Source organism: Chitinilyticum piscinae (assembly GCF_015223195.1).
Classification (GTDB): Bacteria; Pseudomonadota; Gammaproteobacteria; order Burkholderiales; family Chitinibacteraceae; genus Chitinilyticum; species Chitinilyticum piscinae.
On sequence record NZ_JADFUA010000006.1, the window covers coordinates 94,553 to 116,626 of the forward strand.

Sequence of the window (22,074 nt, forward strand, 5' to 3'; positions counted from 1 at the left end):
GCTGCAGCACTTATTCCTGCGGTGGCACCAGCACCGTGCGGTTGCCATTGCTCTCCATCGGGCTGACGAGCCCCGCGGCTTCCATCTGCTCGATCAGGCGCGCGGCACGGTTGTAGCCGATCCGTAGCTGCCGCTGCACGCTGGAGATCGATGCCCGGCGGCTTTTCAGCACGAAGCCTACGGCTTCGTCATACAGCGGGTCGCTTTCGTCACCGCCTTCGCCGCCGCCACTCGCGCTGCTGCCGCCGGCGGCCTCGGCATCAAAGCCGCCATTGAGGATGCCATCGACGTAATCCGGTTCACCGAACTGCTTCAGGTATTCGACCACATGATGCACCTCATCATCGGCCACAAAGGCGCCGTGCACGCGCTGCGGGTAGCCGGTTCCCGGCGGCAGGTAGAGCATGTCGCCCTGGCCGAGTAGGGCTTCCGCGCCCATCTGGTCCAAAATCGTGCGGCTGTCGACCTTGGATGACACCTGAAAGGCAATCCGTGTCGGAATATTGGCCTTGATCAGCCCGGTGATCACGTCCACCGACGGCCGCTGGGTGGCGAGGATCAGGTGGATGCCGGCCGCGCGCGCCTTTTGTGCCAGCCGCGCGATCAGTTCCTCGATCTTCTTGCCAGCCACCATCATCAGGTCGGCGAACTCGTCGACCACCACCACGATGAAGGGTAGGTGTTCCAGCGGTTCGGGATTATCCGGCGTCAGCGTGAACGGGTTGGTGAGCTTCTGGCCCAGCTTTTCGGCGTCCTTGATCTTGGCGTTGTAGCCGGCCAGATTGCGCACGCCGAGATGGCTCATCAGCCGGTAGCGCTTTTCCATCTCCGCCACGCACCAGTTCAGCGCATTGGCCGCCAGTTTCATGTCGGTGACGACCGGCGCCAGCAGGTGCGGGATGTTGTCGTAGATGGACAGCTCCAGCATCTTCGGGTCGATCATGATGAAGCGCACTTCGTCCGGCGTCGCCTTATAGAGCATCGACAGGATCATCGCGTTCACGCCGACCGACTTGCCCGAGCCGGTGGTGCCGGCGACCAAGAGGTGTGGCGCCTTGGCCAGATCGGTGACGATGGGCTTGCCGGTGATGTCCTTGCCGAGCGCCAGGGTGAGCTTGGAGTGCGAACCGGCGAAGGCCTCCGAGGAAAAGATCTCCGAGAGGCGGATCATCTGCCGGGTCGGATTGGGCAATTCCAGCCCCATGCAGGTCTTGCCGGGGATGGTTTCCACCACGCGGATCGACACCAGCCCCAGTGCGCGCGCCAGATCCTTCATCAGGTTGACGATCTGGCTGCCTTTGACCCCGACGGCCGGTTCGATTTCGTAGCGGGTAATGACCGGACCCGGGTAGGCTGCGATCACCTTGACCTCGACGTTGAAGTCGGCAAGCTTGCGCTCAATCAGTTGCGAGGTGAATTCGATGGTCTCCTTGCTGACCGATTCCTGCGCCGCCGGTGCTGGGGCCAACAGCTTGAGCGAGGGCAGGTCGGGACTGCTACCCAGTGGCAGGTCATCAAAGAGCATTGGTTGCTGTGCCTGCTTTTTTGCTTCAGCTTGGCGCTTTTCTTCTGCCTTGACGACGGCTTTGGCGACCGGGATTTCCAGTTGTGGTTCCTGGATCACGAGTGGCGGCTTTTCATCCTGCTTTTTCTTTTCCTGTGTTACTTGCCGGGTGCGCTGGCGGGCGGCCGCCTTGCCGATCTGGCGGTCGCGCATCGCCTGCGTGCTGCGGATCAACCAGAGTGTCACGAATTCGATGCCGGTGCCGAGTACTTCCATCACCCGTAGCCAGGATAGTCCGGTGAACAAGGATATGCCGATACCCAGCCCGACCATGCAGGCCAGTGTTGCACCACTGAAACCCAGCTGGTGCAGCAGGATACTGCCAATCCAGTAACCGATCATGCCTCCGGCAGACTGGGGCAGTGGCGGAGTGAGGGTGTAGAAACGCAGGGCTTCAAGGCTGGCGCTGAACAGCAGGATCAGGGCAAAGCCGGTACAGGCAAACAGTACCACCGGGCGCGGAGAGTCGGCGACGCGGTCGATGCGCCGGTAGCCCCACCAGATGGCGGCGAAACAGAAGGGAATCCACCACCAGGCCGACATGCCGAACAGTGAGAGCAGTACGTCGGCAATCCATGCGCCGGCGCTGCCGCCGCGATTGCGGATTCCCGGGCTGGTGGCACTGTGTGACCAGCCGGGGTCGGCTGGGTGGTAGCTGAACAGGACGATGCAGAGGTAGACCACGGCTGCAACCAGCAGCAGCCACCATGACTCGCGCAGCAAATTGGCCAGCTGCGGCGGCAGGGCGGCCCGGGTGGAGGCATTCGCGACGTTTTTCTTGCGGAAAAGGGCCATTGCTACGGGCGCGTGGTCTCGGTGACGCGGTGATTATACCGGCATGGCCAGGTGTGGAATGAAAAACCGATTAGAGGAGGGTATGTAAGTGTGGCCTCGATCATTAAAGATCTGGCAGCCAATACCCCGCTCAATGCTGCAGGTAACCGGCGAGGCGGTTCTCCAGTAGCCGCGGATTCTCGCCATTGGCGATGCTGACCATGCCATCCATGAGCATCTCGCGGTAGGAGACTTCGCGCTGGATGATGACTTTCAGCTTGTTGGCAATGGGCAGGAACAGCAGGTTGGCAACACCGACGCCATAGATCGTTGCGACGAAGGCCACCGCAATGCCGGCGCCGAGCTTGGAGGGGTCCGAAAGATTCTCCATGACATGAATCAGGCCCATGACGGCACCCAGAATGCCGAAGGTCGGCGAATAGCCGCCAGCCGACTCCCAGATGCGGGCACTGGTGCGGGCTTGCAGGTCGAAGGCGTCGACTTCCAGTTCCAGTGCCTTGCGGATGCTGTCGGGCTCGGCGCCATCGACGACCATCTGCAGTGCACGTCGGACGTAAGGGTCTTTTTCCCCCTTGATGTAGGCCTCGAGTGCGAGCAGGCCGCCACGGCGTGCTTGCTGACCCCAGTTGATCAGCACGGTCAGTAGGCGTTGGAAATCATGCTTGGGCGGGATGAAGATCCACTTGAGCATTTGCAGGCCCGCCAGAAAATGGCGAGGGCGGGTCTGCAGCATGACGGCGCCGACGGTGCCGCCGATGACGATCAGAAACGCCGTCACCTGAATCAGTGACGAAATGCTGCCGCCTTCCAGAAATTGCCCGAGCAGGATGGCTGAGAGGCCCAGAATGATGCCGGTAATGCTGATCTTGTCCATGATGGCGCGCCGCTAGCGTGAAGCAATCCAGTCTTTCAGGTGCGTGCGCAGGCGGGCAACGGCCTGGCTGTGCAGCTGGCAGACGCGGGATTCGGTTACGCCCAGTACGGCTCCGATTTCCTTCAGGTTGAGTTCTTCGTCGTAATACAGTGCCATCAAGAGCTGTTCACGTTCGGGCAGGCGCTTGATGGCTTCGATCAGGTGCTCGCGAAAGCGCAGGTCACTGAGCAGTTCCAGTGGGTTGCCGCCGAGGTCGGCCGCAAACTGGTCTAGCTGGTCGTTATCCTCGTCTTCGCCAAGGTCCTCATAGTGCACCAGCTGGTGACCGCGCGCCTCCTGCAGCATGTTCTGGTAGTCGCTCAGTGCAATGCCCATGGCCTGTGCGATTTCGCCTTCGCTGGGGGCTCGCCCCAGGCTGTGTTCGAGCTTGTGCAGGGCAGCTTCGATGTCGCGCATGTTCTTTCGCGCCTGGCGCGGCAGCCAGTCGGCGCTGCGCAGCTCATCGAGCATCGCCCCGCGAATGCGCTGCGAGGCATAGGTTTCGAACTGCACGCCCGCATCCGGATCGAAATTGCGCGCTGCTTCCATCAAGCCCATCATGCCGACCTGGATCAGGTCATCGACGTCGACACTGGCGGGCAGTTTGCTGATCATGTGATAGGCAATGCGGCGCACCAGGGGCGTGTGCTGGCGCACCCGTTCTTCTTCACTGGTGAGCTGGGTGCTGCGGTAAAGGGCTAAGGCTTTATGAGCCATGCTGGATATCGGTTGTTCCGGACAGTGAGAGCCTGTCTAGGCAGTGTAGCCTAGTTTGCAGGCTGCTTGGCGAGTGCTGCTTCCAGCTGTTGCAGGGTATCTGCCAGCGCCTGATCGAGCCCCTGCATTCCGCTGTCGGCATCGGAACTGGCGAGTGGCTGTCGGCTGCCAAGTTGCCATTGCTGCAGCAGCTTGCGGCCGCTATCACCTTCCGGGCCGAGCAGGCGGGCGTTCATGTCAATCACTGCGGCAGGGGACTTGGGTTGTCGCACATCGATGTAGAGCGCGTCAATGCGCAATTCCAGCAGGTTGCTGGCGCCGGGGTCTGCGGGCGCGGCGAAACCGGCCAGGCTTAGCCAGTGCCTCGCCTGCGTGCTCACGTTTTCAGCCGGCGGGCTCAGGTAGACATGATAGAAGTCCTGCACAAAGCGCTGGCCGCTTTCGCGATAAACCAGTTGCCGCTCACCGAAGGGCTGGACTGCGGCGGCAGCCCGTATGCCGAGGGCCTCGCCGGTGCTTGCCGGGGCGGCAGGCCGGGCAGCCTGCAGCAGATAGCCCTGGAGTGCAGGGGCGGGCGGGCGGAGCGAGCAGGCGGCAAGCAGGCTGACGCCCAGAACGAGCAGGATCGTGCGGATGAGCTTCATTGTGGTGGCCGGTATGCAGGAGGCGGGTCGGCCAGCAGGCTGCCCGGATACTGGTTGAGTTGCTGGACCAGCGCCTTGAGCTGGTCGCTGGTTTCGCGCAGGTTGCCAAGTGTGCCGGCGAGATCCTGTTCGTGGCCGCCCAGCGCAGCGTCAATCCGTCCCAGGTTCCGGTTCAGTTTGCGGATGGACGCTTCCAGCTCGGGATTTTCCAGCAGCTGGCGTGCCTTGCTGGCTGCTGCTGCCACGTCTGCCGGAGCCGCCGCGAGGGCCGGGTCGGCCAGCATGCTGCGCAGGCTGGCACTGCTGCTGCGCAGATCGGCCAGGGCGGCGGCCGCATCGCTGGCAATCTGCCGTGTCGGGATGCCTTCCAGCTCGGCAAGAATATGATCTGCCCGCTTGCTCACGCTTTCCAGCGGCATCTGCTCCAGCTTGCGGTTGGCGGTCAGCAGCAGTGTGTTCAGGTTCTGGACGGTCTGCTCCAGCGGCAGGCGGTTGACGCGGCCAAGCAGATCTTGGGCGCCGCCGACGATCTGCTGCACGGTGCTGCGTGCCGAGGGGATGTAGAGCTGCTCTGGCTGCCAGTCCAGCGGTAGTGGCGGATTGCCGGCGGGCTCGAGGTAATCGATTTCAAGATAGGCTGTGCCGGTCAGTCCCTGCGGCGTGAGCTTGACACGCAGTCCACGGCCAATTTCAGCTTGCAGGCGCGCACGCGCGGCATCGTCTGTGCCGAACAGCGGGTTGTTGACTTTGGCCTGGACCATGACGTACTGGCGGCGTTGTTGCAGAGGTAGTGCTTGCTGGTAGCGCTCGTTGCTGAAGCCCAGACTGGTGACTTCGCCCACCACAACCCCGCGGTATTTCACCTTCGAGCCGATGTCGATGCCCTGTACCGATTCATCGAAGTAGCTTTCCAGCAGTACCGCATTGCTGCCCAGCTGCTTGCCGCCGATGACCAGCACCAGTGCCCCCAGTGCCAGCAGGGCGGCCAGTACGAAAAGTCCCAGTTTGAAATGGTTAGACTGATCCATGAGTCCTAATCTTCGGCCTTGCGCAGGAAAAAGCCGCTTACGATCGGGTCGGGGTGGCCGGCCAGTTCGGCCGGGGTGCCAGTGGCAATGATACCTTGCACCGACCTGTCCAGCATAATCGCGTAATCGGCGATGTTCTGGATGCTGGCCAGCTCGTGGGTTACAACCACAAAAGTCATGCCCTGGCTCTCTGCCAGTCTGCGGATCAGGGCGTCCAGTCCGGCCGAGGTGACCGGATCGAGCCCGGCTGAGGGTTCGTCCAGAAACAGGATCTGCGGCTCCAGAGCCATCGCGCGGGCAATGGCCGCACGCTTTTGCATGCCACCGGAAAGTTCTGCCGGGTAGAGATCCGCGAAATCTTCCAGTCCCACCAGACGCAGCTTCAGGCGGGCGATCAGTTCGATGGCATCGGGGCTTAAGCCGGAGAAGGTGTCCAGCGGCAGCCGGACGTTATCCAGCACACTCATCGAGCCGAACAGGGCCCCTGACTGATACATCACGCCGATACGGCGCAAGATACGCTGTCGAGTATCGCTTTGGGCGCCAACAAATTCGTCGCCTCCGATGTGTATACTCCCTGATGCAGGCTCGATAAGACCGATCAGGTGCTTCAGCAGGGTGGATTTCCCACAGCCGGATCCGCCGAGAATGGTGACCACATCCCCCTGGTGGATGTCGAAGCTGACCCCGTCCAGAATGGTGCGTGTCCCGTAGCGGCAGACCAGATCGCGAACCTCGATAATCGTCATTTACCACCCCATTTGGTAATAGACGAAAGCAAACAGCCCGTCGGTCACCACCAGGGTGACCAGCATGCTGACCACCGCACGGGTTGTCGAGTGACCGACCGCGCTGGCGCCATTGCCGGTCATCAGCCCGAACAGGCAGCCAATGCCGGCGATTTCCATGCCGTAGACGCTGGCCTTGATCATCCCGCTGGCGAAGTCGCCCAGGTCGACCGCACCGGCAATCTGGCTGAAATAGGTGCTGAACGGAATTCCGAAGCCTTTCATGACCAGTGCGCCTCCGGTCAGGCCGATCAGCTCGGCAAAGACGGTGAGCAAGGGCGCCATCAGCGTGACCGCAATGAGCCTGGGCAGAACCAGAAAACGCAGCGGGTCGATGCCGAAGGTCAGTAGCGCATTGATTTCCTCGTTCACCTTCATGGTGCCCAGTTCGGCCGTATACGCCGCACCGGTGCGGCCGGCCAGCACGATGGCCATCATCAGCGGGCTGAGTTCACGGATCAGCGACAGCCCGAGCAGATTGGCCACAAAGACCTCCGCGCCGAACTGGCGCATCGGCAGCGCCGACTGGAAGGCGAGGATGATGCCCAGCAGTAGCGAAATCAGCGTCATGATGGGGAGCGCATTCAGGCCTGCATCGTTGCACAGACGCACGATTTCGCGCAGGCGCAGGGTGCGAGCCTGCGGGGCGCAATTGCGCAGCGACAACAGCAGTGCGCCGACAAAGGCAATTCGGGTGCGCCAATTGTCCAGATTGCCGGCAACCAAGCGGCCCAGTTCGCTGATCGGATTCAGGCACTGCGGGGCAGGGCTGGCTGGCAATGCCCGCTCCGGTTGCAAGGCCGCCAGCAGGCGGCTGAAGTCGGGAGCGAGTCCGCGCAGAATGATGCCCCGGTGCTGCAGTTCGAAGAGCAGTGCAGCCCCGGCACCATCGCAGTGGCTCAGTCCGGCCAATTCCAGTACGTCGCCGGGCTGGAGGGTCTGTCTGGCCTGCTGCCAGACACTGTCGAGTTCGCCAAGCTGCAGGCGACCCTGCAGCGCCCAGTCGCTGCCGGTGTGCTGCAGTACGAGGGAGGGCGTGGCCGCGGAAGTCATGGATGCTGCTGCGCCTCGTCGTAACGGTCAAAGCGCCGGCGGCACGATTCGACCAGGTGATGGATGAAGCCGGCAGGCGAACTGGCCGGCTGCAAGGGGGCTGCCCAGCGCAGCATGCTGTCTGCCAGTTGCCTGAAGGCAACGCTGGCCTCGCTTTCTGGAAAGGCGGCCAGTACGCTGCAGCCCATCCGGCTGGCCTGAGCTATGGCGTCATCCTCGGGGACGTAGCCGATTAGTCGCAGGGTAAGCGTTTCGTCAAGGAATTGCAGGGCCACCTGCTTCAGGCGCTGGAATAAGGCTGTGGCTTCGGCCAGCGAGCTGACGCGATTGACCAGAATGCGAAAGTCGCGCCGGCCGTGTTCGGTGGCCAGCAGTTTGATGCTGGCGTAGCTGTCGGTCAGTGAATCGGCGCGGTTGTTCAGGACGATCACGACATCGTCTGCGGCAATCGACAGGCTGGCAACGCCTGGCGTGGTCGAAGGGCGCGTGTCGAGCAGGATGAAATCGGCAAAGCTGCTGAGCTGCTCGAATTCGCTGGCCAGCCAGCGCTGCTCGATGTCGTTCAGGCAGGCCAGTGCCGCGGGTGCTGCGGCAAACGGCAGCAGGGCAAAGCCTTCGGCGGTGATCTGCAGCAGCGAGCAAAGTTCGATCTGGCGCTGCAGGACGTGCTCGAGCTGGAAACGTTCCGGAAGGCGCAAGCGCTGGCTGATCGTGTTGCTGCCAGAGAATTCGTCGAGCACCAGTACTTCACGATGCCGCTCGGCGAGGGCGGCGGCCAGATTGATCGCGGTCGTGGTGGCCCCGGCCGAGCCGAGGCTCCCGGTAATGCTGACGCTGCGGATCGGTGACGAGGGAACCAGCTGGCGCAGTCCGGTAGCCTGGTCAACCGGCCGTCTAGCCATGGCCAGCACCCCACTTCAGCGCGAAATCGGTGGGGGTTTCCTGGGTGCCCATGTAGAGCGGGTATTCGTCATTTTGCAGCTGGAAGATGCTGCTGTCCTGCTGGGTGCGGAATGCCCGGTCGATCAGGTAATCGGTATTCGGGCGATGCAGATCTTCCGGGACACGCTGGCCGTTGGTGACAAAGTGCAGCGGCAGCTTGTGGCGGATAGCGACATCCAGGCAGCCGCCGAGATTCATCGTCTCGTCAAGCTTGGTCAGGATGCAGCCGACCAGCTGGCGGTTGCGGTAGCGACGGGCAACGTCGTCCAAGGTGGCGGACTGGGCATTGGCCGACAGCAGCAGTAATGTGCCGACATTATCCTGGTTGAACAGAGCCAGCTGTTCGCTGATGCGCTGGTCACGCTGCCCCATGCCGACGGTATCGATCAGCACCAGATGGCGGTCGGACAGCTCGCCCAGTGTCAGATGCAGATCGGTTTCATCCTTGATTTCGTGCACCGGGACACTGAGGATGCGGCCGTAAATGCGCAGCTGGTCGTGCGCGCCGATCCGGTAGCTGTCGGTTGTGAGCAGTGCTACCGACTGAGGGCCGTGGGTCAGCGCGCAGCGAGCGGCCAGTTTGGCCACAGTGGTGGTCTTGCCCACGCCGGTTGGGCCAATCAGAGCGTAAATGCCGCCGCGTTGCACCAGATCATCGTGCGCGCCGACACTCATGAGATTGTGCGCCAGTGCCGCCTTGACCCATTTCAGACTCTGTTCGATGGTCTGGCCGGCGGGCAGCTTGTCGATCAGCTGGCGGGACAGCGCCGGACAAAACCCCGAGCCCAGCAGTTGGCGCAGGACTTCCAGTTTTTCCGGGGCATGCTTGGCCAGTTCACCCCAGGCCATGCCGGCCAGCTGGCTTTCCAGCAGGCCACGCAGCAGGCGCACTTCGCGGGCGATGTCGTTCACCGCTTCGGGGCTAACACTGGGGGTATGCGCTTGAGGGCTTTTATTTTCAGGTTCTTCGAAGGTAAACCTGGGTGGGTGTATTTCTTCTGTCCGTGCAGGCTCTGCGGGACGGACAACCGGTCGTGGACGAGGTGCCGGCGCTGGGCTGTCGTAAGCGGGAAATTCCGCAGGACGAATTACCGGCTGGCTGCGGTTGCTGCGCAGTACGGAGGGCGCTTCAGCCGGAGGCAGGTCGGCCAGTGTCGGCTCATTGTCTTCGTCAGCGATCGCATAGGAGCGGGCCAGGGCTTTAGCCATCGGCGCTTCAGCCTGGGCGCTCTGCATCAGGCGTGCACCATTCTGTGCCGCCCGCGTGGCTGGCTTGGGCGGGGCGCTCACGGTCTGCACGCTGGTCAGCGCCGCGACGTCGGCATCGGCCACCGCCATGATTTCGATGCCGCCACCCGCCACCTGCCGGTTGGACAGGATGAGCGCATCCGGGCCAAGTTCGTCGCGAACCTGGCGCAGCGCGTCGCGCGTACTGGCACCGAAGAATTTTTTAACCACCATGCTTATGTCATGCCGTGAAAACGGGTTGCCCAGCCTGTGTGCAAAGATGTCGCAATTCTGCCACGCCGATCCAGTCCGGTGACAGGGGAGGGGGCGATATTAGCATTGAATGTTGCTCAAACGCTTAGGCTGCGCCAAGCAGGGCGATGATGCGGATGGTTTTGCTGTCCGGAATTTCCGTGTGTGCAATCACGCGTAGCGAGGGTACCGAGCGGCGCAGGAAGCGGCTGAGCATCGGTCGCAACTGCGCTGGCGTGATCAATACCGGGTTGAGCCCCTGGCTTTCCACCTGCTCGCTGACACTGGCGGCATGCTGCAGCAGGCGTTCGGCGAGCCCGGGTTCCAGTCCACCCTGGCTGCGCCCGGAGGTGGCCGAGAGCAGGATGTTTTCCAGTTGCGGCTCCAGTGCGACGACTTGCAGTTCTTCCTCGCCCGGGAATAGTTGATGCACGATGGCGCGACCCAGTGCGACCCGCACTACGGCGGTCAGTTCGTCGACATCCTGGGTGCGGGACGTGTGCTCGCCCAGTGTTTCCAGGATCGTGCGCAGATCGCGGATGTGCAGGCCTTCTTCCAGCAGGTTTTGCAGCACTTTTTGCAGTGTTCCCAGCGGGACGATTTTGGGAACCAGGTCTTCGACCAGCTTGGGGGATTCCTTGCCGAAGTGATCCAGCAGTGCCTGCACCTCTTCACGCCCGAGCAGTTCGGCGGCATGGTTCTGCAGGATGTTGGAAATGTGCGTGCCGACAACGGTGGAAGCGTCAACGACCGTGTATCCCATTGCCTGGGCCTGATCGCGCAGGCTGCTGTCGATCCAGGTAGCTGGCAATCCGAAGGTCGGATCCTTGGTCTGTGTGCCGTTGAGCTTGCCAGCCGCATTGCCCGGATTGATGGCCAGCCACTGGCCGGTGTAAGCCTCGCCCAATCCGATATCAACGCCCTTGAGCTGGATGCGGTACTGGTTGGGTTTGAGTTCGAGATTGTCGCGGATGTGCACGGCGGGCATCAGGAATCCGAGATCCTGTGCCAGTTTCTTGCGGATGCCGCGGATGCGGCGCAGCAGTTCACCATCCTGGTTGCGGTCGACCAGCGGAATGAGTCGATAGCCGACCTCGAGGCCCAGCAGATCGACCGGTTGCACGTCGGCCCAGCTGACTTCCTGCAAAGGTGGGGCTTCGGCGGGGGCGCCGGCTTGGCCGCCGGCGGCACCGGCAGCGGGTGATGCCGCTTCCGCGGCAGCTTGTTGAGCGCGCTGCTCTTGCCACCAGGCCAGTCCGGCCGCAATCGCGGCCATCATCAGGAAGGCTACATGCGGCATGCCGGGGATCAGGCCCATGATGCCGAGCACGGCCGCAGTGATGTAGAGCACCTGCGGGCGCGCGAACATCTGGCCGAGAATCTGTTCGGACATGTCCTGTTCGGTGCCCACGCGCGAGACGACAATACCGGCGGCGACCGAGATGATGAGGCCCGGGATCTGGGCAACCAGACCATCGCCGATGGTCAGCATCGAATAAGTCTTCCCGGCCTCGGCAAAGCCAAGGTCGTGCTGCATCATTCCGATGATGAGGCCGCCAACCAGGTTGATGACCATGATAAGGATGCCGGCGATGGCATCGCCGCGCACGAACTTGGAGGCACCGTCCATGGAGCCGAAAAAGTCGGATTCCTGAGCGATTTCGGAGCGGCGGCGGCGGGCTTCTTCTTCCCCGATCAGTCCGGCGTTGAGGTCGGCATCGATGGCCATCTGCTTGCCGGGCATCGCATCCAGGGTGAAACGGGCGCTGACTTCGGCAATCCGGCCTGCACCCTTGGTAATGACCATGAAGTTGATGATGGTGAGGATCACAAAGGCAATGATGCCGACCGTGATGTTGTCACCAATCAGAACGTGCCCGAAGGCCTCGATCACCTTGCCGGCGGCATCCGGCCCGGTATGCCCCTCGGTGAGGACCAGCTTGGTCGACGCGACATTCAGTGAAAGCCGCAGGAGGGTTGTTACCAGCAGGACCGTGGGAAAGCTGGAAAACTCGAGTGGCTGGCGGGTGTACAGACTGACCATCAGTACGATGATCGACAGGGCGATATTGAATGTGAAGAAGAAATCCAGCACGAGCGGCGGCAGCGGCAACACCATCATGCCGAGCACCATCAGGATCAGGACAGGGCCGGCAAGCCGGCTCAGATTGAATTTTCCCACTTCGTTGCGTCAGGTCGTTACGGTTGTTCTGGCGGCGCGGCGGCTTCCGGGTCCAGCTCGACCGGGACGGGCAGGCTGTCGTTCAGGGTTGGCTCGACACCGCCATAGCGGTGATAAAGCTTGAGCTGGTAGATGTAGGCCAGTACTTCAGCGGCAGCAGTATACAACGCAGCCGGAATTTCAGCCCCCAGTTCCGCGTGGTGATAGAGCGCCCGGGCAAAGGGCGGGGTGCGGATCACTGCCACCTTATTGTCGCGGGCGATGTCAATGATGCGTTCGGCAAGTAGGAAGGCTCCCTTGGCGACAACCTGTGGCGCGCGCATGTTTTCGGTGTAGCGCAGGGCGACGGCATAGTGTGTCGGGTTGGTGACTACCACGTCGGCCTTGGGTATTTCGGCCATCATGCGCTTGCGAGCCGCTTCCCGTTGCAGCTGGCGGATGCGCCCCTTGACCTGCGGGTCGCCTTCCGATTCCTTGGCTTCCTGCCGGACCTCTTCCTTGGTCATGCGCAGTCCCTTGTAGTAATCCCACAGCTGGAAGGGCACATCGATCAGGACAATCACGGCCATGGCGCCGACGACGCTGAGCAGGGTGAAGCGGATCATTTCCCAGAGATAGAGAAACCCCGTGTCCGGCGGCATCGTGATCAGGGCGATGAATTGTTCTTTTTCCTTCCACAGTACGAATGTGGCTACGCCACCGATCAATGCGGATTTGAGTATGGTCTTTATCATTTCGACCACGCTGCGCGTCGAGAACATCCGGGCGATGCCGGAGGCCGGATTCATCCGGCCGAAATTGGGTGAGAGTGTCTCGAAAGTGAAGAGCCAGCCGCCGATCATCAGGGGGGTGAGAATGGCGGCCAGTGTTGTTGCTGCGAGGACCGGCGTGAGTGCGAACAGTGCCGTACGAGTCAGTTCGATAAACAATTCCAGCAACAGTTGTGGTTCTTGTAGCTGCTGACGGTTGAAGCTGAAGGTGCGCCGCATGACCTGGAGCAGCATCTGATAGATGGCTGGACCCTGCATGAAGACCATCATCATCCCCGCCATCAGGGTCGCAAAGGTAGTCAGTTCGTGCGAACGCGGAATCTGCCCCTTGTTGCGGGCTTCTTCAAGCCGTCTCGCCGAGGGTTCTTCGGTGCGTTCGAGGTCTGAGTCTTCTGCCATGCCGGGTCTGGGGCGAGGGAGTTGCGAAACTGCTTGGCATCATACTTGCTTTGGTATTGGCGAAGCGTTTTTTTGAGGTGAGCCATGTCGTTGCCGATCAACATAGTCAGTGTCGCCCCATCCGCCAAAGCGCCGGTGGAGTCACCCCGAGCCCAGGGGGCTGTGGATGAGGCTGCCGGTAGCGCATTCAAACAGGAGTTGTCGTCGCGAGTCGATGCGCGAGCGCGCGGGGATGGGGCCGGGCAGGCGGCCTCAGGCGAACAGGAGCAAGCCAAGTCTGCGCCGAATGAAGGGGCGGGCGCAGATGCGGCAATCCTTGCCATGCTGGGGCTGGTGCCGGCCGTGCAGCCAGCCCCGACGGTGGTGGTACCTATGTCTGTGCCGCCTGTGATCGAGGATGGGGCTGAAGCAACACCTGTGCTGATGGCTGCGCCCGCAGCACTGACCGTGACGACCGAGCACCCGCTTGCTGTGACCGTTTCTCCGCTTGAAGCAGGCGCATCGGCGGCGAAGGAAAAGTCCAGCGAGGGGCTGTCCGCGCTCCTTGCGCCGGCTTTTGCAGGACATGGGAATGGTGGACTGATTGCAGAGGCGGCAGCAGGGGTGACGGGTGCGGTGACGGCAAACCTTGCCGCTGGCCTAGACGAAGAATTGCCGGATGGAACTTCGCCTGCTGGCGCAGCGACCGGTTTTGCCGAGATGCTGGCTGGTGCTTCGGGCGCGCAGAAGAGCGAAGCGGGAGAGTCCGCGCACGCCCCGCTCAAGCCCGGGCAGGTCAACCATCTGGCTGAACCGGTTGGCAGCAAGGGTTGGGGTGACGCGCTGGCGCAGCGGGTAGGGATGATGCTGGGGCGCAAGGAGCAACAGATCGACATGCAGCTGAATCCCCCGCATCTGGGGCCAATGGAAGTAAAGCTGACCCTGGGTAATGAGCAGGCCAGTGTTGTATTTACGTCGCAACATGCGGCCGTTCGCGAGGCGCTGGCAGCCGCGACCCCAAGGCTGACGGCGTTGCTTGCCGATCAGGGGATCCAGCTAACCGATGTGCAGGTGGCTAGTGACAGTCTCCAGCAGCACCAGCAGCAAGCTGCTCAGCAGCAAGCCCAATCGAATCAGGGTGGTGCGCCCCGTTCTGGTGGCACTTTTGCCGAGCGTGATGGCGTTGCTGGCAACCATACGCTTCCTGTAATTGGCGAGCTCAGAGTGCCGGTTGCTCGTTCCGGGGTGAGTTTTTACGCCTGATCAGTAGTCGGCAGACTCAGGTTTTACCTGAGCTGCGGCGCCTTACTGCTTGTTTCAATAATGCTTTTGTTTTATAAACAACGAGCCGTATCAGGTTTTTCTGTTGCGGCTCGTTTGTGTTTGTCCAGTCCGATCCGCGCCGATGCCGGTGTGCAATGAATAACGGGTGACCCATGTCCGATGCCAAAACCGATGCTGCACCAGCACCTTCCAAGAAGGGCAAGCTGCTGGTCATTCTAGTGGTTGTACTGCTGGTGGCGGTGCTTGCCGTTGGTGGTTTGCTTGCATGGTTCATTTTTGCAAAGCCTGCTGATGGTGGCGCCGATGAGGCCGTTGCGGAGGCTCAGGGCGGGCATGACGAAGGCAAGAAGAAGGACAAGGACAAGAAAAAGAAGGATGCTCATGACGAGCATCCCCCGATTTTCGAAAAACTGCAGGCCGAGCCATTTACGGTCAATCTGACTGGCGAATCCGAGTCGGTTTTGAGTGTGGAAATTTTCGTCGAAATTCCGGACGAAGAAACCAAAAACAAGCTGAAAAATTACCAGCCGAAGATCCAGAGTGCGGTTATCCGGCTGATCGGATCAAAAACCATTGAAGAGGTGCGTACTTCCAAGGGGCAGGAAGAGCTGGCTCGGCAGATTCGTGAGAAGATCAACGAGATTCTTGGCGCGGAGGGCAAGGATGAAGGCATCCTCAGCGTGAATTTCACTAAATATTTGTACCAATAAACCGATCTAGTACCCTACCAGCGGCTATCTGAAGTAATTCCGTCATGGCAGACGATATCCTTTCCCAGGAAGAGGTCGACGCGCTACTGCGCGGTGTGACCGGCGAAGAGGACGAAGGCGACGAAGCCGTCGATACTTCGGCTGTCCGTGACTATGACATCGGCCGGCAGGAGCGCATTGTCCGCGGGCGGATGCCGACGCTCGAAATCATCAACGAGCGTTTTGCCCGGAATCTGCGTATCGCACTGTTCAATTTCATGCGCCGCAATGCCGAAATTTCGGTGGGGCCGGTGCGCGTGCAGAAATACAGCGAGTTCATCCGCAATCTGGTTGTGCCGACCAACCTGAACCTGATCCACATGAAGCCGCTGCGCGGCACCGGGCTGTTCATTTTCGATCCGGATTTTGTGTTTCTGGTGGTCGATAACCTGTTTGGCTCCGATGGCCGTTATCATGTACGGGTTGAGGGACGTGATTTCACGCCAACCGAGCAGCGCATCATCCAGCGCTTGCTGGAAGTGGTTTTCGAGGAGTACCAGAAAGCCTGGAAACCGGTATTCGAGTGCGAATTTGGCTATGTGCGCTCGGAAATGAATACCCAGTTTGCGAATATCGCAACTCCCACCGAAGTCGTCGTGGCGTACACCTTCAAGATCGAGCTCGGCGCAGGCGGTGGTGACTTCCATGTCTGCTTTCCCTATTCGATGATCGAGCCGATCCGCGATCTGCTCTATAGCACCATGCAGGCTGACCGTATCGAGGCTGATAACCGCTGGCTGTCGCTGTTGCGCAAGCAGGTCCAGCAGGCCGAGGTCGATCTGGTGGCCAATCTCGGTTCTGCGACGATTACGCTCGGAGACATCCTGGGATTGAAAACCGGCGATGTCATTTCGCTGGACATCCCCGAGGCCATCATTGCCGAGGTCGATGGGGTGCCGGTGCTGGAAGCCAAATATGGTATTCTCAACGGCCAGTACGCCCTGAAGGTGAACAAACTGCTCAGTACCAGCGAACTGCTGGGTGGTGCCGAGGAGCAGCAGGGGCAGGGAGAGAATAATGGCTGAAGATAACGACGCAGCGAGCCAGGACGACGCCGATTCGGTCATGGATGACTGGGCGGCTGCGCTAGCCGAACAGGAAACGGCAGATGCGGCCAGTCAGAGCACAAGTGCAACCCCGCAGCCTGCCGATATATTCCAGAATTTTGATGCCAAGCCGTCTGGAGCGGCCACGCCCAACAATATCGACATGATTCTCGATATTCCGGTGGCACTGACAGTCGAGCTGGGGCGTACCAAAATCGCCATCCGCAGCTTGCTGCAGCTCGCGCAGGGTTCCGTGGTTGAACTTGACGGGCTGGCCGGCGAGCCGATGGATGTGCTGGTTAACGGCTGTCTGATTGCTCAGGGTGAGGTGGTCGTCGTCAATGAAAAATTCGGTATCCGTCTGACCGACATCATTACCCCGGCCGAGCGCATCCGCCGGCTGCACAAATAAGCATGATCCGCTGTCTGGCTTTGCTGCTGGCGCTGCCCTCGGCTGCCCGCGCCGCCGCCTCCGCCCCGGTTCTGGGTACGAGTGGTGGCGGCAGCGTTGCTGCGCTGCTGCAGGTGGTGTTAGCGCTGGCGATCGTGTTGGGACTGATCGTGGTCGGGGCCTGGCTGATGCGGCGCTTTTCACTGTTGCCGCGCTCTGCGCAAGGGCGACTGCGGGTGGTTTCCGGGGTGATGGTCGGTACGCGCGAGCGGGTGGTGATCGTCGAGCTCAACGAGACCTGGCTGGTGCTGGGCGTCACCTCGGAGCAGGTAAACCTGCTGCATACGCTGCCCAAACCCGAAGATGCGCATCAGCCCGAACAAGCGATTCCTCCGTTTGCCCTGTGGTTGCAGCAGGCGATTGTCCGCCGCAAGGGGGGGGTGCAATGATGCGCATGCGCTGGCTGCTGCTCGGAGCCTTGCTGCTTGCCCCGGCTGGCTTTGCTGCCGATCCCGGTATCCCGTTCATGACGGCGGCGCCCGGTACCGGGGGCGGTACCGCCTATACGCTGCCGATCCAGACGCTGCTGTTCATTACCGCGTTGGGTTTTCTGCCGGCCATTCTGCTGATGATGACCGCGTTTACCCGCATCGTGATTGTGCTGTCGCTGCTGCGGCAGGCTCTCGGTACGATGCAGTCGCCTCCCAACCAGGTGATTGTCGGGCTCTCGCTGTTTTTGACCTTCTTCATCATGGGGCCGGTGTTTGACCGCATCTATACCGAAGCCTACCAGCCGTATGCTGAAGAAAAGATCAGCTTCAACGAGGCGCTGGTCAAGGGAAGCGTGCCATTGAAAGATTTCATGCTCAAGCAGACGCGGCAGAAGGATCTGGCCTTTTTTCTTGAGGTCTCCGGTTCGGCCAAGCCGCAGGGGCCCGAAGACGTGAGCCTCAAGGTGCTGGTGCCGGCTTTTGTGACCAGTGAGCTCAAGACCGCTTTCCAGATCGGTTTTCTGATCATCATTCCCTTTCTGATCATTGATCTTGTCGTGGCCAGCGTGTTGATGGGCATGGGCATGATGATGGTCTCGCCGATGATCATCTCGCTGCCCTTCAAGCTGATGCTGTTTGTGCTGGTCGATGGCTGGACGCTGCTGATGGGCTCGCTGGTACAGAGCTTCTACCTGAGTGGCTAGCGATGACGCCTGAATCCGTCGTAACCGTCGTGCAGCGTGCGCTGGAGGTCGTTGTCCTGCTGGGCGGGCCGATGCTGCTGGCCATGCTGGTCACCGGCCTGATTGTCAGTGTTTTCCAGGCGGCCACCCAGATCAACGAAGCCACGCTGTCATTCATTCCGAAACTGCTGGTGGCGTTTCTGGTGATGGTGCTCGCCGGGCCGTGGATGGTCGAGACCATCATGGATTACACCATCCGGCTCTACCAGAGCATTCCACAACTGATCGGTTGAGCTCGGCATGCTGCAGCTTACCGATGCCCAGGTCAACGAATGGCTGGCGCTGTTCTGGCTGCCATTTCTGCGCATATTTGGCGTATTGCTGACTGACCCCGTGTTTTCCATGCGCGTATTGCCGGTGCGGGTACGTGTCGGCTTGGGCATCCTCTTGGCAATCCTGATCGCGACCAGTCTGCCCGTGGCGCCGCAGGCCCAGCCCATTGTCTCGCCGCAGGGCATTCTGTTCGCAGTGCGCGAGTTGCTGATTGGTGTGTCCCTGGGTTATCTGATGCGGATCATCTTCACCGGGGTGGAGATGGCAGGGCATCTAGTGGGGCTGCAGATGGGGCTGGGCTTTGCCACCCTGTATGATCCGCTGCATTCGACCAATACCCCGGTGCTGGCACAGTTCTACAGTCTGCTGACGCTTTTGGTGTTCCTGGCGCTGGATGGTCATCTGGTTGTGCTGCGTGCGCTGCTGGAAAGTTTCGTGACCCTGCCACCGGGGACGGCAAGCGGCAGTGGAGCGCTCAAGACGCTGGCGGAGTATGGATCGACCATTTTCCGCTCCGGCGTGATGCTGTCGCTGCCGGTGCTGGCCGCACTGCTGATTACCAATCTGGCCATCGGGGTGATGACGCGCGCCGCACCGCAGCTGAATGTATTTGCGGTGGGCTTTCCCTTGACGCTGGGTATCGGGCTGGTGGCCATGTACCTGTCGCTACCCTATGTGGCGCCGTTTATTGATCACATGCTGGGCGAGTTTACCCGTGCCGGACTGTTGCTCTTGAAAGGCTGGGGCGCGCGATAGGGTGGGGCTGTCACCGCGATAGGCGGACTTAATTCCCGACTTGTTTACTCGGGTATCCCGCTCGGCTATAATCGGCACCTGTTTTCGACTGGAGATTCAGCCATGACTGTGGCGATTGCCGACGTTCAAAGCTCGCCGGATACCCGCAATATCGCGATCAACAAGGTGGGCATCAAGTCCATACGCCATCCCGTCAAGGTGGCCGATCGCAGTGATGGCGTGCAGAATACCGTGGCCGTCTTCGATATGTACGTGTTCCTGCCGCAGCATTTCAAGGGCACGCACATGAGCCGTTTCGTGGAGATCCTCAATAGCCACGAAAAGCAGATTTCCGTTGAATCGTTCGAGACCATCCTGCGCCAGATGTGCGAACGCCTCGAAGCCGAATCCGGTTACCTGGAAATGCGCTTCCCGTTTTTCATCAACAAGACGGCGCCGGTATCCGGGGTGCAGAGCCTGCTCGATTACGACGTATCGCTGATCGGTGAGCTGAAAAATGGCCAGTTCGAGCAGCGGCTGAAAGTACTGGTTCCGGTGACCAGCCTGTGCCCGTGTTCGAAGAAAATCTCCGATTACGGTGCGCACAACCAGCGCAGCCACGTCACCGTGACGGCCACGCTGGGTGAGCATGTCTGGATCGAGGAAATCGTTGATCTGGTGGAGAAGCAGGCGTCCTGCGAGCTGTTCGGCTTGCTCAAGCGCCCCGACGAAAAGTACGTGACCGAGCGTGCCTACGACAATCCCAAGTTCGTCGAGGATATGGTGCGTGATGTGGCCGCGCAGCTGAATGCCGAATCACGCATTGTGGCGTACGTGGTCGAGTCGGAAAATTTCGAATCCATCCACAATCATTCGGCCTACGCACTGATCGAGTGCGACAAGCGCTAAGTATGGGTATGTGGCTGCGGGCTAATCGATTAATGGCTTGCAGCCTCATATGTTTATGAGTATCCGATGTATATCCTGCTGATCGGCTATCTGTACGTCATCCTTATGTTCAGCGCCGCGCTGATTGCCAGCAAGGGCGTGATCTACGGCTTGCTGGTGTTTGTCTTGCTGGGTGTGCTGCCGAGCTGGCTGCTGTTCTGGGTCAAGCGCCGCGGTCAAATTGTCCGCGCGCGCAAGGCAGCGGAAACACTGGCCGAATCCGGCGCCGCAGGCAACGATCAAACTTCGCACTGATGCGGGCACGTCCGCGACGCATACGCTGGCGCATTCGTCTAGAATGCCGGCTTGCCCCTGTCTGGCTCGCACCGTGATCGATACCCCGCATTCCATCCTGCAGCACGTCTTTGGCTACCACGCCTTCCGTGGTGAGCAGGAGGCCATTGTCGGCCATGTCGCCCAAGGCGGGGATGCGCTGGTATTGATGCCTACCGGCGGAGGCAAGTCACTCTGTTATCAGGTGCCGGCATTATTGCGCCCGGGCTGCGGTGTGGTGGTGTCACCGCTGATCGCGCTGATGCAGGATCAGGTCGAGGCCTTGCGTGAACTGGGCGTGGAGGCCGCCTTTCTGAACTCCACGCTGGATGCCGAAGCGGCGCGACAGGTCATCCGCGACTTCGTCACCGGCAATCTCAAGCTGCTGTACGTCGCCCCCGAGCGGCTGGTTACGCAGTATTTCCTTGATCTGTTGCGCAACGCGCCTGTGAATCTGTTTGCCATCGACGAAGCGCACTGCGTTTCGCAGTGGGGGCATGACTTCCGTCCCGAATACCTCGGTTTGTCAGTGCTGGCTGACGAGTTTCCCGTAATTCCGCGCATTGCACTGACGGCCACTGCCGATCATGCGACCCGGCTGGAAATCGTCGAAAAACTGCGGCTCCAAGGGGCCCGGCAATTCATCACCAGCTTTGATCGCCCGAATCTGCGCTACACCATCGTCGAGAAACAGAAGTCGAAAGAGCAGCTGCTGACTTTTCTGCGTCGTGAGCACGAAGGCGATTCAGGGATCGTCTATTGCCTGTCGCGCAAGCGCGTTGAGGATACGGCCGCCTGGCTGCGGACTCAGGAGATCCGTGCCTTCCCCTACCATGCCGGACTGGATGCCAGCACCCGCGCGAAGCATCAGCAGATCTTTCTGCGCGAGGAGGGGGTGGTGATGGTGGCAACCATCGCCTTCGGCATGGGGATCGACAAACCTGATGTGCGCTTTGTGGCGCATCTGGATTTGCCCAAGTCGATTGAAGGTTATTACCAGGAAATCGGCCGCGCCGGGCGTGATGGCCTGCCGGCTAATGCCTGGCTGGCCTACGGGCTGAATGATGTGATTCTGCTGTCCGATATGATCGCGCAGGGGGGCTCCAGCGACGAACAGAAGACGGTGGAAAAGCGCAAGCTCGATGCCATGCTGGGCCTGTGCGAGGCCACCGCCTGCCGGCGGCAGACGCTGCTGGCCTACTTTGGTGAAGCAGCCCAGCCTTGTGGCAACTGCGACAATTGCCTGAATCCGCCCAAGCTGATCGACATGAGCGAGGCGGCCAAGATGGCGCTGTCCTGCGTGTTTCGTACCGGCAACCGCTTTGGCGTCGGCCATCTGATCGACGTGCTGCGCGGCAAGAAAACCGAGAAGGTCGGCGAGTTGTTTCATGACCGCGTCTCGACCTTCGGTATCGGTGCCAAGGTACATGAAGCGGACTGGCGCGCCGTGTACCGGCAACTGCTGGCCTGTGGCGCACTGCAGCTCAAGCCGGGCGGAATGGGCGGCCTGGAGCTCACCGATGCCGCGCGCGCGATCCTGCGTGGCGAGCAGCCGCTGTACCTGCGCGAGCGCACGCAGAAGTTCAGCTACAAGGATCGCGACAGCGAATTTGCTACGGCGGCGGATCGCGAGCTCTGGCAGGCCCTGCGTCGCTTGCGCAAGGAACTGGCTGACGCGCAGGACGTCCCAGCCTATGTGATTTTCAGCGATGCGACGCTGAAGGAAATGGTGCGGCAACGCCCTGCTGATCATTACGAGCTGGGCCGTCTGAACGGAGTGGGTGACCGTAAGCTGGACAAGTACGGCGACGCCTTCTTGCGCGCCATCGCCGCGAGCCACTGAGGTTTTTTATAAGGTAAACACCTTATAGGTGCAGGATTTGTCGGG

At 60.9% G+C, this 22,074-nt stretch carries 22 protein-coding genes; 11 read left to right on the forward strand and 11 right to left on the reverse strand.

What is annotated here, in order from left to right; all coding sequences use genetic code 11:
• Window positions 1–10: 10 nt before the first annotated feature.
• From INR99_RS11415 to flhB, 11 genes are all read right to left on the reverse strand, one after another.
• Window positions 11–2,359 carry a DNA translocase FtsK gene (locus tag INR99_RS11415; RefSeq protein WP_194116469.1) on the reverse strand — a complete coding sequence of 783 codons (2,349 nt, stop codon included), beginning with the start codon at window positions 2,357–2,359 and terminating at the stop codon, window positions 11–13.
• Window positions 2,360–2,489: 130 nt separating this feature from the next.
• On the reverse strand, window positions 2,490–3,233 hold the full coding sequence (locus INR99_RS11420; RefSeq protein ID WP_194116470.1) for a flagellar motor protein: 744 nt from the start codon (window positions 3,231–3,233) through the stop codon (window positions 2,490–2,492).
• Window positions 3,234–3,245: 12 nt separating this feature from the next.
• On the reverse strand, window positions 3,246–3,989 hold the full coding sequence (locus INR99_RS11425; protein WP_194116471.1) for an RNA polymerase sigma factor FliA: 744 nt from the start codon (window positions 3,987–3,989) through the stop codon (window positions 3,246–3,248).
• Window positions 3,990–4,039: 50 nt separating this feature from the next.
• On the reverse strand, window positions 4,040–4,633 hold the full coding sequence (locus INR99_RS11430) for an ABC-type transport auxiliary lipoprotein family protein (RefSeq protein WP_194116472.1): 594 nt from the start codon (window positions 4,631–4,633) through the stop codon (window positions 4,040–4,042).
• Window positions 4,630–5,661 (reverse strand): MlaD family protein, encoded by a 1,032-nt coding sequence (locus INR99_RS11435; protein WP_194116473.1) that lies wholly within the window; start codon window positions 5,659–5,661, stop codon window positions 4,630–4,632. The genes INR99_RS11430 and INR99_RS11435 overlap by 4 nt, the downstream gene beginning before the upstream one ends.
• 5 nt (window positions 5,662–5,666) lie before the next feature.
• A complete protein-coding gene (locus tag INR99_RS11440) occupies window positions 5,667–6,410 on the reverse strand; it encodes an ABC transporter ATP-binding protein (protein WP_194116474.1) in 744 nt (247 codons plus the stop codon).
• Window positions 6,411–7,502, reverse strand: a complete 1,092-nt coding sequence (locus tag INR99_RS11445) for an ABC transporter permease (protein WP_194116475.1) — start codon at window positions 7,500–7,502, stop codon at window positions 6,411–6,413.
• The gene (locus tag INR99_RS11450) at window positions 7,499–8,404 is read right to left on the reverse strand and encodes a MinD/ParA family ATP-binding protein (protein WP_194116476.1); all 906 of its coding nucleotides are present in this window, start codon (window positions 8,402–8,404) and stop codon (window positions 7,499–7,501) included. Before INR99_RS11450 ends, INR99_RS11445 begins: the two co-directional genes overlap by 4 nt.
• Complete coding sequence (gene flhF / locus INR99_RS11455; protein WP_194116477.1) at window positions 8,397–9,905, reverse strand: flagellar biosynthesis GTPase FlhF; 1,509 nt, start codon at window positions 9,903–9,905, stop codon at window positions 8,397–8,399. The genes INR99_RS11450 and flhF overlap by 8 nt, the downstream gene beginning before the upstream one ends.
• Before the next feature lie 124 nt (window positions 9,906–10,029).
• Entirely contained in the window at window positions 10,030–12,057 is a 2,028-nt protein-coding gene (gene flhA, locus INR99_RS11460) for a flagellar biosynthesis protein FlhA (protein ID WP_194116593.1), read from the reverse strand.
• A 65-nt stretch (window positions 12,058–12,122) separates the two neighbouring features.
• Complete coding sequence (gene flhB / locus INR99_RS11465; RefSeq protein ID WP_194116478.1) at window positions 12,123–13,274, reverse strand: flagellar biosynthesis protein FlhB; 1,152 nt, start codon at window positions 13,272–13,274, stop codon at window positions 12,123–12,125.
• Window positions 13,275–13,358: 84 nt separating this feature from the next.
• Between flhB and INR99_RS11470 the strand changes: the two genes are divergently transcribed.
• The 11 genes from INR99_RS11470 (at window position 13,359) to recQ (ending at window position 22,029) form a co-directional block, all read left to right on the forward strand.
• A complete protein-coding gene (locus INR99_RS11470; RefSeq protein ID WP_194116479.1) occupies window positions 13,359–14,516 on the forward strand; it encodes a flagellar hook-length control protein FliK in 1,158 nt (385 codons plus the stop codon).
• Between the two features lie 173 nt (window positions 14,517–14,689).
• Window positions 14,690–15,247 (forward strand): flagellar basal body-associated FliL family protein, encoded by a 558-nt coding sequence (locus INR99_RS11475; RefSeq protein WP_194116480.1) that lies wholly within the window; start codon window positions 14,690–14,692, stop codon window positions 15,245–15,247.
• Between the two features lie 44 nt (window positions 15,248–15,291).
• Window positions 15,292–16,311, forward strand: coding sequence for a flagellar motor switch protein FliM (gene fliM / locus INR99_RS11480; protein ID WP_194116481.1), 1,020 nt, complete (start codon window positions 15,292–15,294; stop codon window positions 16,309–16,311).
• The gene (gene fliN / locus INR99_RS11485; protein WP_194116482.1) at window positions 16,304–16,744 is read left to right on the forward strand and encodes a flagellar motor switch protein FliN; all 441 of its coding nucleotides are present in this window, start codon (window positions 16,304–16,306) and stop codon (window positions 16,742–16,744) included. Before fliM ends, fliN begins: the two co-directional genes overlap by 8 nt.
• A 2-nt stretch (window positions 16,745–16,746) precedes the next feature.
• Entirely contained in the window at window positions 16,747–17,172 is a 426-nt protein-coding gene (gene fliO, locus INR99_RS11490; protein WP_194116483.1) for a flagellar biosynthetic protein FliO, read from the forward strand.
• Window positions 17,169–17,918: a flagellar type III secretion system pore protein FliP gene (gene fliP, locus INR99_RS11495; protein WP_194116484.1), complete on the forward strand. Its 750-nt coding sequence runs from the start codon at window positions 17,169–17,171 to the stop codon at window positions 17,916–17,918. Before fliO ends, fliP begins: the two co-directional genes overlap by 4 nt.
• Window positions 17,919–17,920: 2 nt before the next feature.
• On the forward strand, window positions 17,921–18,190 hold the full coding sequence (gene fliQ, locus INR99_RS11500) for a flagellar biosynthesis protein FliQ (RefSeq protein WP_194116485.1): 270 nt from the start codon (window positions 17,921–17,923) through the stop codon (window positions 18,188–18,190).
• Window positions 18,191–18,197: 7 nt separating this feature from the next.
• Window positions 18,198–18,986, forward strand: a complete 789-nt coding sequence (fliR, locus tag INR99_RS11505) for a flagellar biosynthetic protein FliR (RefSeq protein WP_194116486.1) — start codon at window positions 18,198–18,200, stop codon at window positions 18,984–18,986.
• Between the two features lie 102 nt (window positions 18,987–19,088).
• Window positions 19,089–19,874, forward strand: a complete 786-nt coding sequence (folE2, locus tag INR99_RS11510) for a GTP cyclohydrolase FolE2 (RefSeq protein ID WP_194116487.1) — start codon at window positions 19,089–19,091, stop codon at window positions 19,872–19,874.
• Window positions 19,875–19,940: 66 nt separating this feature from the next.
• Window positions 19,941–20,168, forward strand: a complete 228-nt coding sequence (locus INR99_RS11515) for a hypothetical protein (RefSeq protein ID WP_194116488.1) — start codon at window positions 19,941–19,943, stop codon at window positions 20,166–20,168.
• Window positions 20,169–20,241: 73 nt separating this feature from the next.
• Window positions 20,242–22,029, forward strand: a complete 1,788-nt coding sequence (recQ, locus tag INR99_RS11520; protein ID WP_308431484.1) for a DNA helicase RecQ — start codon at window positions 20,242–20,244, stop codon at window positions 22,027–22,029.
• The last annotated feature ends 45 nt before the right edge of the window (window positions 22,030–22,074 follow it).